Raw genomic sequence first — 13,884 nt, 5'->3', positions numbered from 1 at the left:
CAACCTCTAGGTACGCCTTGTTAAGGTAGGTGATTTGTAACTTTATGCCACAATTTTTCATTGTCGACTGGAGTTTTTTTAGGGAGTAATGGATTTGAAAGCTTAAAAATAATTCTTTTTTCCATTTTTGCTAATTTAAACACTTGAGCATGTGATGGGTGAGAATAGAATAGTTCGTCAAAACTTCCATCATCAATTGCTATCCACAGCCCTTTTTCAATTCTAGTCGCAAGGGTTATGTTAGAGTTATTAACAAAAAAATAAATAGGTGCTGGATAATAAAGCATTAAATTCATTTCAAGCACCAAACTTTTATTTGAATACTCCTTTAACTCTTCCCAAACTTCTGGTACTCCTCTAGGGAAGTAGTCAAAACGAAAGTGCTCTAACATGGTAAAGAGTCCTTCATAGTTTGGGCTTGTGGTAACTGGAAACCCATTTGCCTGAAGTATTTTAGTGTCAGGCCAGTCGTGACCTTGGCCTGCTTGCAACTGTTTCATTTCCGTAAGAGTTTTAACTTTAAAAAATTTTTCTTTATCAGCTTCTCTAATGATAAATATGCGATGCCCCAGTAAGCCTTTCAGTAGTGGAATTCGAATTGGTAACAACAGCTTTTCTCTTTCAACCGAAGTCATTGTCCAAATCACATCTAAGTATTTGTTTTGCTGAAGGCTAGCAATTGCTCTGTCTTGGTTCATTATAGATTGGGACATTTCAAGACTAAAGCTTCCATCTGTATCTTGAGTATTTTTTAGTGCTATTTCCAATAAGCTGAGGAAATAGACATATCTCTTATCATGTTTACTCTCTGGAGGGGAGTATCTTACAGTCAATTCTCCAAAACTAGTGCTGCTTATAATAATGCTTAAATAAACGATTATTGTAATAAGTAATTTCATCAATTTAACAGCTTAGTTTATCTATAACGTATAGATTATAGTACTTTAACCTCTAGATATGATTAATAACTCACTTTCAAGCCTAACCAATACCATAATAGCCGGGCTAGATAGCCTATTCACTTCTGATGAAGAACGATTAGCAGCTAAGCAAAAGCTTCAAGAAACCCTTAATCAGCCGCATTTACTCCAAGCATTAACCAATTTAGAAGAAGCTAAGCATCCATCATTATGGGTTTCAGGTTGGCGGCCTGGATTGGGTTGGTTATGTGTTGGGTTATTGGCTTATGCTTGGATATTACGTGATTTTATAGTGATTGGTTTGTCGCTAGCCAATCGACCTGATGTGGTAGCCATGCTACCCATAATTGAAACCAGTGAACTAATGACACTTGTCTTTACCCTATTGGGTCTAGGTGCACAAAGGACTGCCGAAAAAATTAAAGGTGTTGCTCGACAACGATAATGGTTAGCCCGATGGTAACTGACAAAATCATATCAAATGCCCCTTATGTCGCTAGTGCTGGCACTGTGATTGCGGGTCTAACACTCAAAGACTGGGGTGTGATAATCGGTATTATTCTGACCACGATTACCGTTGTTGTTAACTGGGTATATAAGCACAAGCAAGATAAACGTGAGACAGCATTATTTTATCGAGAAATGTACGGCAGTAAGCCTGCTGAAAAAGAGTAAATAGATAACCCCCAACCTTTGCCCACACCCTGCGGGCTTTTTTTAAAACAATAAAGAAGATAGGTAAGTTATGAACATTATTCCTTTCGAGTTTAAAAATTCTGAAATCCGAGTAATTGATAAAAATGGTGAGCCTTGGTTTGTTGCCAAAGATATAGCTGAAGTACTTGGATATACTGAAGCATATAAAATGACACGTAATTTAGATGATGATGAGATTGCCCCCCACATTGTGGGGACGAATGCTGGCCCCCGTGAATTCAGTATTATTAATGAATCTGGTCTTTACTCAGCCATCCTTAAAAGCCGAAGGCCTGAAGCAAGAGCTTTTAAAAAATGGGTTACCAGTGAGGTACTACCCAGCATTCGCAAAACTGGCGGCTATATTGCCGGACAAGAAAATGATTCACCTGAAGTAATTATGGCTAAGGCACTGCAGGTGGCACAATCTGTTATTGAAACTAAAGCTAAGCAGTTAGCTGTTGTTAAAGAGGAAATCAGAGAAGTATTACCTAAAGTTGAGTTTCACGATCAAGTAGCTAAAGCTCATGATGCTATTACAGTGGGTGAAGCAGCCAAAATCATTGGTACTGGCCGTAATCGTTTGTTTGAATATTTACGTCAGATTGGTTGGGTTACACGATATAACCAACCCTATCAACACAAGATAGAACAAGGCTTATTAAACGTTAAGCTTAGTCAATTTGAACACCCTGACGAAGGGTTAAAACAAAAAGTTACCACATTAGTAACTGGTAAAGGACTAACTAAGTTGCAACAAATGTGGAACTTAGTTAGTCAAGCAGAAATGGAAGCTTAGTTTATACTAAGCATCAAAAAGGCATAAATTGTTATGGGGCTGGAAAGTATTGGCTAATAGGAAACGTTGCCCATTCAAATGGTATATCATTTTCTTGAGCATATGCTTCAATTAAACCTTTAGCTTCACGAATACGATCTAAATATTTATCAGCTGATTCTTGATGAAAACCAATAGACACATAAATGTTCTTATCAGTATTTTTCTGCCATTTTGTAACATTTTTCTTAAATATCTCAAGCATTCCTTCGGCAGTGATATAGTCTGCAAGAATACCATTATCAGGAATTTCTAATACTCGAGCTTGTCCTGATCTACTGATTACGTAAGGTTGAGTATCTGTATCAATATTACTCCATAGCCGATCTAGCCATGTATAAAGGGGAAGCTTTTCCCATGGGCTACCTTTTAATAATTCTGGAGGCATTGCTGATGAATCATATTGAATACCTTCTTCAGATAAAGCCTGTATGGCATTAGATCTAGTCATCCAGCCGCCTGCACGAAAACTAACAGGTTGATCAAAGCCTTCGTCCATTAGAGTTCGTTTGCTAAAACGTATTATATTTCTTAGTTCACTTTTACTATATGAACTTATATCAATATCATGTCCACAATCCTTGGGTGGCTGGCATTTATCTAAAGAAATGGGATCTTTTTTACCCATGCGAGGTGAAGTATTGAATGTTACGCCACTTGCTTCTACAAGAGATCGCCAACCATGAATATGTAAGCCGTGTTCGTCATTTGGAAGGAGTACTGACTGAATTGTTTGGGTTATTTCAGGATAATTTGCATCATGTTTCGTATAATATGCGGCATTTAAAAAATGAAGCATTCCTACTTCTGGGAAATCTTCTCTAAACTGCCTCATTTTTTGGATATCTTTTTCTTTTATCCAATATCCTTCCCAGTCAACACTTATAATTCCAACGACCTTTCCTTCAGCTAAGGCGTTGTTTATAAATGCTAATGTTATTAGTAAAGGAACTAAAATAGATTTAATAGAAGAAATATTGCTATTTTTTTTCATATACACACTCCTAGGTCTTTAATAGGCAAGGAAGTGTAATAGAATAAAATTTTGGTAGCAAACAGTTTGAAAAACTTATTGATATATACCAATAAAAATTGGCTTTTTGTTGATTTTTGTCGATAAATTTTATTGGTTTAAAATAAATAATACTGACGTTAGTACTACAGATAGTGCTTATTGCTTTGTCTGTAAAAATAATTATTTTTATGAGGTGTATTTGTGAAAATGATATTAATAATGATTCTATTTAATTTCATCTTTAATTATTCATACATTACTATTAATACAAATAATCATCACAACGAACATCATGCCTAAACGCACACCACGCCCCTGTCGATCACTAGATTGTAGTGGCTTAACTCGTGAAAAACACGGTTATTGTGAGCAACATAAACAACAGGCGTCAGGCTGGACTCAGTGGCAAAAGAATAAAGGCAACCGCCACCAGCGTGGCTATGGCAAACCATGGGAAAGACTACGTAAGCTGGTATTAGAGCGTGATACTTATCTATGCCAAATGTGTTTATTAATGAATAAATACACACCTGCGAATATTGTTGACCATATTAAACCTAAGAGCCAAGGCGGTGATGATGCACTTGAAAATCTACAAGCCATCTGTCGTGCTTGCCACCAGAAAAAAACCGATCAAGAAAAAAATTACCGTCGCTAAGACTGCCTGAGAGCCTTTCTAAGCAATGCCGCCCACAATTAATGGCAAGGTATTAATAATAATGCCATAGGGGGGCGGGGTTAATCTCTGGGGCTTGTAGCTAGGTATCGAGCGCTTCAAGAATTTTTTTATTCCCGCGAAATTAAAAATTACAACATGCGATGGCTAGAGGTCGAAAACCAAAGCCCACCCAGCAGAAGTTACTCGCAGGGAATCCCGGTAAACGGGCTTTAAATCAAGATGAGCCGAGTTACGGTGCACTTACCAATGTTGACCCACCCAACTGGTTGGATGCCACTGCAACCGAACTATGGAGCTACTTAGCCCCCAAGTTAATCAAGAGTGGTGTACTGACTGAGGTTGACTTCCATAACCTGGAAATCTTTTGTACGGCTTACGCGCGCTGGCGGGCCGCTGAAGACGCGATCGAGCAACACGGCATTATGGTCATGGATAACAAGGGTAACTTAAAGAAAAACCCAGCGTGTACGGTGGCGAACGAATCCATTAAGCAAGTGGATAGCTACGGTGCCAAGTTGGGCCTTGATCCTGCCAGTCGTGCTCGGTTAGCGGTTGGCCAGCCAGCGGAAGAAACCAACGAATTTAATCTATGACGAATTACGAGCGCGCTGAACATTATGCGAAAGCGGTGGTCTCTGGTGACATACCGGCTTGCCAATACGTTATTCAAGCGTGTCAGCGCCATTTAACTGATTTAACCAAAGTCGATGATCCTGATTACCCTTATTATTTTGACGAAGAAAAAGCCGAGCGAATTTGTAAATTTGTTCAGCTACTGCCGCATACCAAAGGCAAGTGGGCTTCTAAAAAGCAAAATATTCAGTTAGAGCCCTGGCAGTGTTTTGCGTTTGGTGTGCCATTTGGTTGGTGCAGAAAAAAAGACCACACCCGCCGTTATCGTGAGGTGTATTACGAAGTCCCCCGTAAAAATGGCAAGTCCATTTTAGCAGCAGGTGTTGGTTTATATTGCTTTGCGATGGACGATGAATTTGGTGCAGAAGTTTACTCGGGGGCAACCACTGAAAAACAAGCTTGGGAGGTGTTTCGACCGGCCAAGATCATGGTGGAGAAAAGGCCAAAGTTACAGAAACATGCAGGCATTCAAGTCAATGCCAAAAACATGCATATTGTGTTAGATCATGCTCGCTTTGAGCCGTTGATTGGTAACCCAGGTGATGGTTCTTCTCCTAGCTGCGCGTTAATTGATGAGTATCACGAGCATCAAACCAGTGACTTATATGACACCATGCGTTCAGGCATGGGAGCCAGAGAACAACCGTTATTATTTGTGATTACCACGGCAGGCTTTAACATTGCTGGGCCTTGTTATGACAAACGACAAGAGGTGATTAATATCCTTAACGGTTCCGTGCCGAATGATGAACTGTGGGGACTCATTTATACCATTGATGAAGACGACGACTGGACCCAACCGGAAGCATTAATTAAAGCGAATCCGAATTACAATGTGTCGGTATTGGAGGATTTTTTATTATCCCAGCAAGCCAGTGCCGTCGCCAATGCTAGCCGCCAAAATCCATTTAAAACGAAGCACCTGAATGTTTGGGTCAATGCCCGAGAAGCCTGGATTAATTTAGTCGATTGGCATCGCTGTTGTGACAAAGGGTTATCCATTGACGATTTTAAAGGCGATGAGGCTGTATTTGCGATTGACCTTTCATCACACATTGATATTTGTTCTTTTGTGCAGGTATTTACCCGTCAAGTCGCGGATAAACAGCATTATTATGCCTTTTCTCGTCACTATTTACCGGAAGACACAATCTATGACGAGAATAATAAAAACCACTCCGCGTATCAGCAGTGGTTAAATGAAGGGTATTTAACGAAAACTGATGGGGCTGAAATTGATTACAGCCAAGTCAGGCAAGAGATATTAGAGCTTTCCGAGCAACATCAAGTAAGAGAAATTCCCCATGACCCTTGGGGAGCGGTACAACTGGCACAAGAACTGGATCAGTACAATTTAAGTCCGGTTAAATTTCCCCAAACCACGTCCAACTTTTCACCCGCGATGAAAGAGTTAGAGGCAGCCATAAAAGCCCAACGCTTTCACCATGATGGTAATCCGATATTAACTTGGATGATGTCAAACGTAACGGTAAAAGAAGACGCTAATGAGAACATCTTTCCGCGCAAAGAAAAGCCCCATAACAAAATTGATGGTGCTGTTGCATTAATTATGGGAATTGGCCGTTCCATGCTCGACGACGACAGCCCCTCATTAAATAAAGCCTACGAAAACCACGGCATTCGTTTTCTATGAGTTTTTTTAAAAAATTGTTTACCAAGAGTCAGGCAGCCCCGTTTGATTCCCATGGACTATTGCAAGCACTGGGAGTTGGCTATGAAACCGATACTAATATCACCGTTACGCCTGAGAGCGCCATGCGTTGCTGTACCGTGTTTTCCTGTATTCGGGTATTGGCTGAATCAGTTGGCCAGTTACCGCTGAATTACTTTGTGCAGCAAGGTGAAAAACGGGTAAAAGCCACTGGGAATCGTCTTTATCACCTACTTAAACTGTCGCCAAACAGTTATATGACGTCCCAAGAGTTATGGGAATTGTGCATTACTCATTTATGTTTGCGCGGTAATTTTTACGCCTATAAAAATACAGTCAAAGGTGAGCTACGGGAATTATTACCCTTAAACCCGGATAATGTAGAACCCAAATTATTGGATGATTACACCCTGGTTTATGATGTCACCTTTGCCAATGGTAGCCGTGACATTCTTACTGCTGACCAAGTCTTCCATGTAAAGGGTTTTTCCGTTGATGGCATCAAAGGCGTGTCACCCATTAGTTATGCCCGCAATGCCATTGGCTTGGGGTTAGCCACTGAAAAACACGGCGCTAAATTGTTCAGTAATGGGGCTCGTCCAGGGGGCATTTTAAGTACGGACCAAACCTTAAATGATGATGTGGTTAAGCGGGTCAAACAAAGCTGGGACGATCAATATCAAGGGTTAGATAATGCCCATAAAGTTGCGATTTTAGAGGCTGGCTTAAAATGGGTGAGCGTGGGCATGACGTCAGATGATGCCCAGTTTTTAGAAACCCGCAAATACCAACGTTCGGAAATCTGTGGATTATTTCGAGTGCCACCCCACATGGTGGGTGATTTAGAAAAAGCCACGTTTTCCAATATTGAGCATCAAGCACAAGAATTTGTGGTTAATGCACTGGTGCCGTATTTAACCCGGATTGAGCAGCGCATTCAGGTGAGTTTAATTCCTGAAGCCAAGCGTGCCAGCCACTTTGCCAAGTTTAATGTAAATAGCCTGTTGCGTGGGGACATGAAATCCCGAGCTGAGTTTTACACCAAGCTGCAGCAAACCGGCTCACTATCTCCCAATGAAATTCGGGCGCTGGAAGATTTAGACCCAAGGGACGGTGGCGATATTTATTTAACCCCTATGAATATGCTGATTAATGGTAAAGAGCCAGAGAAAAATGAAACTAACTAAGATTGCGAAACCGTTTGAAATTAAATCGGTAGACGAGTCAGGGGTATTTGCAGGCTATGGCTCAGTGTTTGAAGTAGAAGACAGTTATGGTGACGTGGTTGAAAAAGGGGCTTTTTTACAATCACTGAATCAGTGGCAACAGAAAAATAAATTACCGGCTTTATTGTGGCAGCATCGTTATGACGAGCCTATCGGCGTCTATACCAAAATGGTGGAAGATAACCACGGCCTGTATGTTGAGGGGAAATTATTAATTGACGATGACCCCTTAGCAAAGCGGGCTTATGCCCATTTAAAAGCCGGTTCCGTCACTGGGTTATCAATTGGCTTTACTCTTCCCAAGGGTGGTGGTGAATGGGATGAAGACACCGACACCTATCGTCTAAAGCAAGTGAAATTATGGGAAGTGTCCTTGGTGACATTTCCTGCCAATGAATCGGCCACGGTTGATGGCGTTAAATCGGCCATTGACGGTGGTCCAAAAACGTTTGAGCGATTCCTGCGCGAGGCCGGTTTATCGCGAGCCCAAGCCAAAGGCTTAATGGCTGATGGTTATCACGCCTTGAATCAGCGAGACGCTGAGTTATCAAGTACCGTGAATCAATTGCAATCCCTTATTCAAACCTTAAAAGGATAAATCAATGGCTTACGCTGAAGATATTAATAAGACAATTGAGGAATTAGGTGGTGCCTTTAATGAGTTTAAAAAAACCAATGATGATCGCTTAACTACCTTGGAAAAAGGTGACGCGCTGGATGGATTGGTTGAAGGTAAATTGAAGGCGATCAATGACAAACTCTCGGAGCTGGAAAAGCTAAAAGGCCAGTTTGAAGAGCTGGAAACCAAGGCAAATCGCCCTGGCAGCACGTTTGGTGGTAAACAACAAAACGCCGAATATGAAAAAGCCTTTGATCAATTTGTCAGAAAAGGCAAAACCGACCAGATCGATGATTTAAAAACCAAAACCATGCAAACCAGCAATGATGAGGATGGCGGTTATGCGGTACCAGAACAATTAGACCGGCAAATTATCGACTTTGGCCGTGATCAAGTGGTCATGCGTTCGGTTTGCTCCAGTCAAACCTTATCCACACCGGACCTTAAAAAACTACGGAAAGACGGGCGAGCTACATCGGGCTGGGTGGGTGAAACATCGCCAAGGCCGAACACTGATACTTCACAGCTGAAGCCAATTACCACGCACTGGGGCGAGATTTACGCCAATCCAGAGGCTACTCAAACCATGCTGGATGATGCGTTTTTTAATGTACAACAGTTTTTGCTTAATGATATTGGTGAGGAATTTAGCGAACAGGAAGAAGCTGCTTTTACTAATGGTGATGGAAACCTAAAGCCTGTGGGCTTGTTTGCTTATCCTCGTACTACACAAAGCGATGATGTGAGGGAGTTCGGCAAATTACAGTATTTGGATACCGCCACCGCTAAGCTCGAAGCCGATGACCTGTTAAAGCTATTGTACGCTTTAAAACGTAAATACCGCACAGGTGCCCGCTGGATGATGAACAGCACCAGTGTTGGGCAAGTACGGCTGATGAAGGATAATGACGGTAATTATTTATGGAGCCCTGGCTTACAAGCCGGTGAGCCTTCGCGGTTGCTAGGTTATTCGATGACGGAAAATGAACAAGTCGATGATATTGCCGCGAAAAAAGCGCCGATATCCTTTGGTAACTTTAAGCGGGCTTATTTGATCTTAGATCGGATTGGTACACGGGTATTGCGCGACCCTTACACCAATAAGCCCTTTGTGTCGTTTTATACCACCAAGCGCGTGGGTAATATGTTGCTGGATAGTAATGCTGTTAAGGTATTACAAATCAAAGGGGGCTAATTATGGGCGGGGAAACCCGCCTTTAGTTATTTATGATTGAACTCAACCTAGTAAAAAAACACCTCAATGTTGATGAGGAGTTTACGGAAGATGACGCTTATTTGCAGGTATTAATAGAAGCGGCTGTTGCCCATTTTGAAAGCACCACACAACGCCCGCTCGTGCAAGAAAACCCTACTGATACCGCTGTAGTTATCACTCGTGAAATTGAAATTGGTTTATTAATGCTCATTGGCCACTGGTATAACAACCGGGAGTCTGTAGTGATTGGCGGGGTTGTCAGTGAATTACCGTTATCTACCCAAACTATTTGGAATAAATACCGTTTTAAATCCCTATGAGAGCCGGCCGCTTAAAACATCGTATTACCATTGAAAAACCTGAGTTAATTAAAGATGAATTCGGCCAACCGACTAAAACCTGGGTAACGGTATGTCAAACCCGAGCGGCCATTGACCCCATATCAGGTAAAGAGTTTTTTGCAGCCCAGCAAATTAATAATGCGATTAATTACAAAATAACGATTCGTTATCGGCCTGGGATTAAATCGCAGTTTCGGGTGAAGTATAAAGACCGTACTTTTGAAATTCATGCGCCACTTAACCCAAGAGAAGCCAACCGCGAACTGCTACTCATGTGTGAAGAGCATGAAACTTGATATTAATTTACGGGATGTTGAAGAGTTAACTGAACAACTTCGAGATGTAGAAGAAAAACTGATTAATCGGGCGGTACGGCAAGGCTTATTAGAAATCATTAAGCCGGTTAAAAAGCAGATGAAGCAAAACGCGCCAGTTGATACCGGTGAGCTTAAAAAAGCGATTAATCATAAATCCTTTGCTAAAGACCAATTTGCAGTGGTTTACTCCGGCATTTCACAAAAAAAACACCAGCCATCCGTCGTACAAAAAGCATTAGCCATGGAATATGGCAATGAACGGCAAAAAGCTAAAAAGCCCTTTATTCAACCCGCTGTTGATCAATCCAATTTTTCCAATGCTAAGCAGGAGGTTATCGAGCTGATTGAAAAAAGGCTTGATGAATTGCTAAATGATTGAAATTAAAATCCAACAAACATTATCTGCATTAGTCGATGATCGGGCTTATCCCACAATATTACCGGAACAAGCCAAATATCCTGCCATTACTTACCATCGGGTGAATGCAGCCCAAGGCAGTGGTCGTATTAATACCACTGATATTACTGGGCAAAACAGCGTATTTCAGGTGGTAATCTGGAGTAAAAACTACGGCCAGGCTCATTTGCTACAAAAGCAGTGTATTACTGAATTTGCAGGATTAGGACTGCAACTAAACTCCAGTGCTGATGGCTTTGAACCAGAAAAAATGCTGCACTCAGTGATTATGGAGTTTGAGTGCTGGGGCGATTTAGCGTTAACGGCTGATCGCCAAAGCACACCGACTAAAAGCCCAATAAAGCAGTTTTTACACAGCGTAAGGCAACAGTTGTCAGGTATTTCAGAAACAAGCCTCAGCGATTACCAGCTGATTCAGCCGGTATTACCTGCCATTGTCGTTAAACTCCAACAGATTAAACCTGCTGATGATTGGAATGGACCAGGGGCCGTTAAGTGTTTTATGGCAGTCAATTGTTACCATCAAGTGGGTTACGCTGAAGACTTGGCAGCTCAGGTATCGCTTAAGATCAATGCCAATCAATGGGATTTGGGCGAGGCATTGGACTATCCCACGGATATTAGTGCTGATCAGCAAGTCATGACATTAGGTGGCGTGCCTTATGAACGCTGGCAAATCAATTGGCAGCAAGTTATAAGAACTGAAGCGTCAATCTGGCAAGACAGCGGAACCCCGCCAACCACTGTTTTATGCAGTGATGCCCCAGAGATAGGAATCCCTCACGAAGATGACTACCGAGTTGTTTCGAGTAAATGAGCTTTACCGGCTACTGGTTAATTTAATTCGACCAGGCACTATCCATCAAGTTGATCACCAGCGCACACGAGTAAGAGTGCAAATCGATCAATTAACCTCTGGTTGGTTACCTTGGCTTACAACAAGAGCCGGTCATGACCAAAGCTGGTGGGCACCGGAAGTGGGCGAACAAGTCATTGTGTTATCACCCAGTGGTGAGCTAGCCAATGGCTTTGTATTACCGGCTGTCTATCAAAACAAGCATCCAGCTCCTAGCCATGATCCTGATGAATCGGTGTGGCAGTTTAAAAATCATGCTCGGTTTAGTTATCACCGGGGCAATGATGAACTTACTATTGAGCTAACTGGCGAGGGTAATACCAAACTAGTGAGCCCTCAAGGCGTGCATATTGTGGGTGATGTGTTTGTGGATGGAAATATTGAAGCCACTGGCGATATAACCGACCACACGCGAAGCATGCAGAGGGATCGGGATATTTATAACGGTCATGGCCATGATGTGCCGGGACACGGTACAGCGGTACCCACAGGGAATAAACAATAATCAATATTATTATGCAAGGCACTCACCGACTAACCGGTAAACCCCTTTCTAACCTTGATCACCTCCGCCAATCCATCACTGACATATTAACCACCCGCATTGGTACCCGACTGATGCGGCGTGATTATGGTAGCCGTTTGCCTGATCTTGTTGATAGACCCATGAATGGTCAATGGTTAGTGGAAATCTACGCGGCGACTGCTGAAGCCTTAATCCGTTGGGAACCACGCATAAAAGTCAACAAGGTTAAGGCTTATCGCGGCGAGCCAGGCGAGTTATTGATTGCGTTAGAAGGGATTTATTTACCCGAAGGCAAACCCATTACGTTGGATGGCATCATTATATGAGCGAATTTACCGCCATTGATTTATCACAGTTACCTGCACCAGATGTTATCGAGCAAATAGATTATGAAATGGTCCTAGCATCAATGCTGGATGACCTAAAAAAGCGCGATAGCAGTTTTACGGCGCTGGTCGAATCTGATCCTGCGATGAAGATTTTAGAGGTCTGTGCTTATCGTGAAATGCTGATTCGACAGCAGTTTAATGAACGGGCTAAAGCCGTCATGCTAGCATATGCAGTGGGTAATGATTTAGATCATTTAGGCGCTAATTACGGCGTTAAGCGTAAAGTGATTGATTCAGGTGATGATAGCCAAATACCACCAGAACCACCGATTATGGAGACTGACGAAGACTTTAGGCGTCGTATTCAATTAGGGCCTGAAGGTTATTCAACCGCTGGTCCAGTCGGTGCCTATTTAGCTCATGCGCATAATGCCCATGATCAAATTACCGATGTCTCAGTGTATTCCGATGAGCCTGGCGAGGTGATGATTACTTTTTTACGGCGACCTTTAGCTAATGAAGCCGATATGGCGCCTGATGACGAAATCAAACAAGCGTTGTTAACCGCGTTAAATGATGAAGATGTTAGACCGCTGACAGATCATATTACCGTGCAAGCCGCTGAAATTATCGATTATTCCATACATGCCAAACTACATGTACAACAAGGGCCATCTTCTAAAGCCATTATCGATACGGCTACCACAGCATTAAACGAATATGTCGAGCAGTGTTATAAATTAGGTAAAACCGTCCCCTTGTCGGGTATTTATGATGCGCTCCATATGGGGGGCGTTACCCGTGTAGAATTAATTTCACCCACAGCAGATATTCAAGCCAAAGTCTTTCAAGCACCTAAAGCTAAGTCTATTACAACCAATCTCGCATGAGCTTATTACCCAGTAATGCTAGCCCATTAGAGCAAGCATTATCCGACAATACCCAACGGTTTAGTGATATCCCTGCTTACCCGAATAGTGTCTGGAACCCTGATACCTGTTCTGACAATTGCTTACCTTGGTTAGCCTGGGCCTTATCGGTAGATGAATGGGACGAAGCCTGGGAAGAACAAACCAAGCGTAATGTTATAAAAGCATCAATAGAAGTACATCGCCATAAAGGCACGCTTGGCGCAGTAAAAAAAGCTTTGGCTGCAACCGGTGTGGATATCACGGTAACCGAATGGTTTGAATATAACGGCCAGCCTTATACGTTTAAAGCCGATGTTAACTTAGAAACCCGTGGCCTCACTGAAAAAGAATATGAAAACATTAATCGGCTAATTAAACAGACGAAAAATGTACGCAGTCATTTTGATTTAACCATTTATTTAACCAATAAAGCCAAAGTACCGCGTCTAGCTACCAGCTGCCAGCAAGGCCAACAAACAACAGTTATTCCTCATTTAACTAAACAAATTGATAGTCAATTTTGTAGTTGTCTAACATCTGGCTATCAAACTGTAGCAAAACATACTGTACTTCCAAAAATTACAACTCATTTAGAAAGCCAACTTTGTCGATTTGCTGCGAGCGGCTTCCAATCAATCAACATCTTAACTATTCGTCCGAAAGGAGCTTAAA

General features: G+C 42.0%; 19 protein-coding genes. 17 read left to right on the top strand and 2 right to left on the bottom strand.

All coding sequences use genetic code 11. From position 1 onward, the window contains the following. Positions 1-20: 20 nt before the first annotated feature. Positions 21-899: a type 2 periplasmic-binding domain-containing protein gene (locus OQE68_RS02730; protein ID WP_180571997.1), complete on the bottom strand. Its 879-nt coding sequence runs from the start codon at positions 897-899 to the stop codon at positions 21-23. A 58-nt stretch (positions 900-957) separates the two neighbouring features. Here OQE68_RS02730 and OQE68_RS02725 point away from each other — a divergent pair, with 58 nt between their 5' ends. The 3 genes from OQE68_RS02725 (at position 958) to OQE68_RS02715 (ending at position 2,415) form a co-directional block, all read left to right on the top strand. Further along, complete coding sequence (locus OQE68_RS02725; RefSeq protein WP_266195470.1) at positions 958-1,365, top strand: 3TM-type holin; 408 nt, start codon at positions 958-960, stop codon at positions 1,363-1,365. Positions 1,366-1,376: 11 nt separating this feature from the next. After that, on the top strand, positions 1,377-1,595 hold the full coding sequence (locus tag OQE68_RS02720; RefSeq protein WP_180571767.1) for a phage holin: 219 nt from the start codon (positions 1,377-1,379) through the stop codon (positions 1,593-1,595). 70 nt (positions 1,596-1,665) lie between these two features. Next, positions 1,666-2,415, top strand: a complete 750-nt coding sequence (locus OQE68_RS02715; RefSeq protein WP_180571766.1) for a phage antirepressor KilAC domain-containing protein — start codon at positions 1,666-1,668, stop codon at positions 2,413-2,415. A 31-nt stretch (positions 2,416-2,446) separates the two neighbouring features. Here OQE68_RS02715 and OQE68_RS02710 read toward each other — a convergent pair whose 3' ends face one another. Next, positions 2,447-3,448: a polysaccharide deacetylase family protein gene (locus OQE68_RS02710; protein WP_180571765.1), complete on the bottom strand. Its 1,002-nt coding sequence runs from the start codon at positions 3,446-3,448 to the stop codon at positions 2,447-2,449. A 313-nt stretch (positions 3,449-3,761) separates the two neighbouring features. On the opposite strand from OQE68_RS02710, the gene OQE68_RS02705 reads away from it, so the two are divergent. The 14 genes from OQE68_RS02705 (at position 3,762) to OQE68_RS02640 (ending at position 13,883) form a co-directional block, all read left to right on the top strand. Next, complete coding sequence (locus OQE68_RS02705; RefSeq protein WP_266195469.1) at positions 3,762-4,127, top strand: HNH endonuclease; 366 nt, start codon at positions 3,762-3,764, stop codon at positions 4,125-4,127. Positions 4,128-4,288: 161 nt separating this feature from the next. Next, positions 4,289-4,741, top strand: coding sequence for a phage terminase small subunit P27 family (locus OQE68_RS02700; protein WP_266195468.1), 453 nt, complete (start codon positions 4,289-4,291; stop codon positions 4,739-4,741). Then, entirely contained in the window at positions 4,738-6,435 is a 1,698-nt protein-coding gene (locus OQE68_RS02695; RefSeq protein WP_180571515.1) for a terminase large subunit, read from the top strand. Before OQE68_RS02700 ends, OQE68_RS02695 begins: the two co-directional genes overlap by 4 nt. After that, positions 6,432-7,640 (top strand): phage portal protein, encoded by a 1,209-nt coding sequence (locus tag OQE68_RS02690; RefSeq protein WP_266195467.1) that lies wholly within the window; start codon positions 6,432-6,434, stop codon positions 7,638-7,640. The genes OQE68_RS02695 and OQE68_RS02690 overlap by 4 nt, the downstream gene beginning before the upstream one ends. Further along, positions 7,627-8,277, top strand: a complete 651-nt coding sequence (locus tag OQE68_RS02685; RefSeq protein ID WP_180571513.1) for an HK97 family phage prohead protease — start codon at positions 7,627-7,629, stop codon at positions 8,275-8,277. Before OQE68_RS02690 ends, OQE68_RS02685 begins: the two co-directional genes overlap by 14 nt. 4 nt (positions 8,278-8,281) lie before the next feature. Then, positions 8,282-9,493, top strand: coding sequence for a phage major capsid protein (locus OQE68_RS02680; protein ID WP_266195466.1), 1,212 nt, complete (start codon positions 8,282-8,284; stop codon positions 9,491-9,493). Positions 9,494-9,525: 32 nt separating this feature from the next. Next, a complete protein-coding gene (locus OQE68_RS02675; RefSeq protein WP_266195465.1) occupies positions 9,526-9,834 on the top strand; it encodes a head-tail connector protein in 309 nt (102 codons plus the stop codon). After that, positions 9,831-10,151 (top strand): phage head closure protein, encoded by a 321-nt coding sequence (locus OQE68_RS02670; protein WP_180571509.1) that lies wholly within the window; start codon positions 9,831-9,833, stop codon positions 10,149-10,151. The genes OQE68_RS02675 and OQE68_RS02670 overlap by 4 nt, the downstream gene beginning before the upstream one ends. Next, complete coding sequence (locus OQE68_RS02665; protein WP_180571508.1) at positions 10,141-10,551, top strand: HK97-gp10 family putative phage morphogenesis protein; 411 nt, start codon at positions 10,141-10,143, stop codon at positions 10,549-10,551. The genes OQE68_RS02670 and OQE68_RS02665 overlap by 11 nt, the downstream gene beginning before the upstream one ends. After that, a complete protein-coding gene (locus OQE68_RS02660) occupies positions 10,544-11,407 on the top strand; it encodes a hypothetical protein (RefSeq protein WP_266195464.1) in 864 nt (287 codons plus the stop codon). Before OQE68_RS02665 ends, OQE68_RS02660 begins: the two co-directional genes overlap by 8 nt. Beyond that, complete coding sequence (locus OQE68_RS02655) at positions 11,379-11,951, top strand: phage baseplate assembly protein V (protein WP_266195463.1); 573 nt, start codon at positions 11,379-11,381, stop codon at positions 11,949-11,951. The genes OQE68_RS02660 and OQE68_RS02655 overlap by 29 nt, the downstream gene beginning before the upstream one ends. A gap of 11 nt (positions 11,952-11,962) precedes the next feature. After that, positions 11,963-12,298 (top strand): GPW/gp25 family protein, encoded by a 336-nt coding sequence (locus tag OQE68_RS02650; protein ID WP_266195462.1) that lies wholly within the window; start codon positions 11,963-11,965, stop codon positions 12,296-12,298. Continuing rightward, positions 12,295-13,191, top strand: a complete 897-nt coding sequence (locus OQE68_RS02645; protein ID WP_266195461.1) for a baseplate assembly protein — start codon at positions 12,295-12,297, stop codon at positions 13,189-13,191. The genes OQE68_RS02650 and OQE68_RS02645 overlap by 4 nt, the downstream gene beginning before the upstream one ends. Then, a complete protein-coding gene (locus OQE68_RS02640) occupies positions 13,188-13,883 on the top strand; it encodes a phage tail protein I (RefSeq protein WP_180571856.1) in 696 nt (231 codons plus the stop codon). The genes OQE68_RS02645 and OQE68_RS02640 overlap by 4 nt, the downstream gene beginning before the upstream one ends. The last annotated feature ends 1 nt before the right edge of the window (position 13,884 follow it).

It is taken from the genome of Spartinivicinus marinus, from assembly GCF_026309355.1.
Classification (GTDB): Bacteria; Pseudomonadota; Gammaproteobacteria; order Pseudomonadales; family Zooshikellaceae; genus Spartinivicinus; species Spartinivicinus marinus.
This window is presented reverse-complemented; position numbering and strand designations above follow the sequence as displayed.

Bases quoted from the DNA above. Each gene is read 5' to 3' on its own strand.
- OQE68_RS02660 (WP_266195464.1), top strand. From the start codon at position 10,544: ATGATTGAAATTAAAATCCAACAAACATTATCTGCATTAGTCGATGAT.
- OQE68_RS02675 (WP_266195465.1), top strand. From the start codon at position 9,526: ATGATTGAACTCAACCTAGTAAAAAAACACCTCAATGTTGATGAGGAG.
- OQE68_RS02650 (WP_266195462.1), top strand. From the start codon at position 11,963: ATGCAAGGCACTCACCGACTAACCGGTAAACCCCTTTCTAACCTTGAT.
- OQE68_RS02670 (WP_180571509.1), top strand. From the start codon at position 9,831: ATGAGAGCCGGCCGCTTAAAACATCGTATTACCATTGAAAAACCTGAG.
- OQE68_RS02695 (WP_180571515.1), top strand. From the start codon at position 4,738: ATGACGAATTACGAGCGCGCTGAACATTATGCGAAAGCGGTGGTCTCT.
- OQE68_RS02665 (WP_180571508.1), top strand. From the start codon at position 10,141: ATGAAACTTGATATTAATTTACGGGATGTTGAAGAGTTAACTGAACAA.
- OQE68_RS02705 (WP_266195469.1), top strand. From the start codon at position 3,762: ATGCCTAAACGCACACCACGCCCCTGTCGATCACTAGATTGTAGTGGC.
- OQE68_RS02700 (WP_266195468.1), top strand. From the start codon at position 4,289: ATGGCTAGAGGTCGAAAACCAAAGCCCACCCAGCAGAAGTTACTCGCA.
- OQE68_RS02685 (WP_180571513.1), top strand. From the start codon at position 7,627: ATGAAACTAACTAAGATTGCGAAACCGTTTGAAATTAAATCGGTAGAC.
- OQE68_RS02730 (WP_180571997.1), bottom strand. From the start codon at position 899: ATGAAATTACTTATTACAATAATCGTTTATTTAAGCATTATTATAAGC.
- OQE68_RS02725 (WP_266195470.1), top strand. From the start codon at position 958: ATGATTAATAACTCACTTTCAAGCCTAACCAATACCATAATAGCCGGG.
- OQE68_RS02710 (WP_180571765.1), bottom strand. From the start codon at position 3,448: ATGAAAAAAAATAGCAATATTTCTTCTATTAAATCTATTTTAGTTCCT.
- OQE68_RS02645 (WP_266195461.1), top strand. From the start codon at position 12,295: ATGAGCGAATTTACCGCCATTGATTTATCACAGTTACCTGCACCAGAT.
- OQE68_RS02655 (WP_266195463.1), top strand. From the start codon at position 11,379: ATGACTACCGAGTTGTTTCGAGTAAATGAGCTTTACCGGCTACTGGTT.
- OQE68_RS02720 (WP_180571767.1), top strand. From the start codon at position 1,377: ATGGTAACTGACAAAATCATATCAAATGCCCCTTATGTCGCTAGTGCT.
- OQE68_RS02640 (WP_180571856.1), top strand. From the start codon at position 13,188: ATGAGCTTATTACCCAGTAATGCTAGCCCATTAGAGCAAGCATTATCC.
- OQE68_RS02680 (WP_266195466.1), top strand. From the start codon at position 8,282: ATGGCTTACGCTGAAGATATTAATAAGACAATTGAGGAATTAGGTGGT.
- OQE68_RS02690 (WP_266195467.1), top strand. From the start codon at position 6,432: ATGAGTTTTTTTAAAAAATTGTTTACCAAGAGTCAGGCAGCCCCGTTT.
- OQE68_RS02715 (WP_180571766.1), top strand. From the start codon at position 1,666: ATGAACATTATTCCTTTCGAGTTTAAAAATTCTGAAATCCGAGTAATT.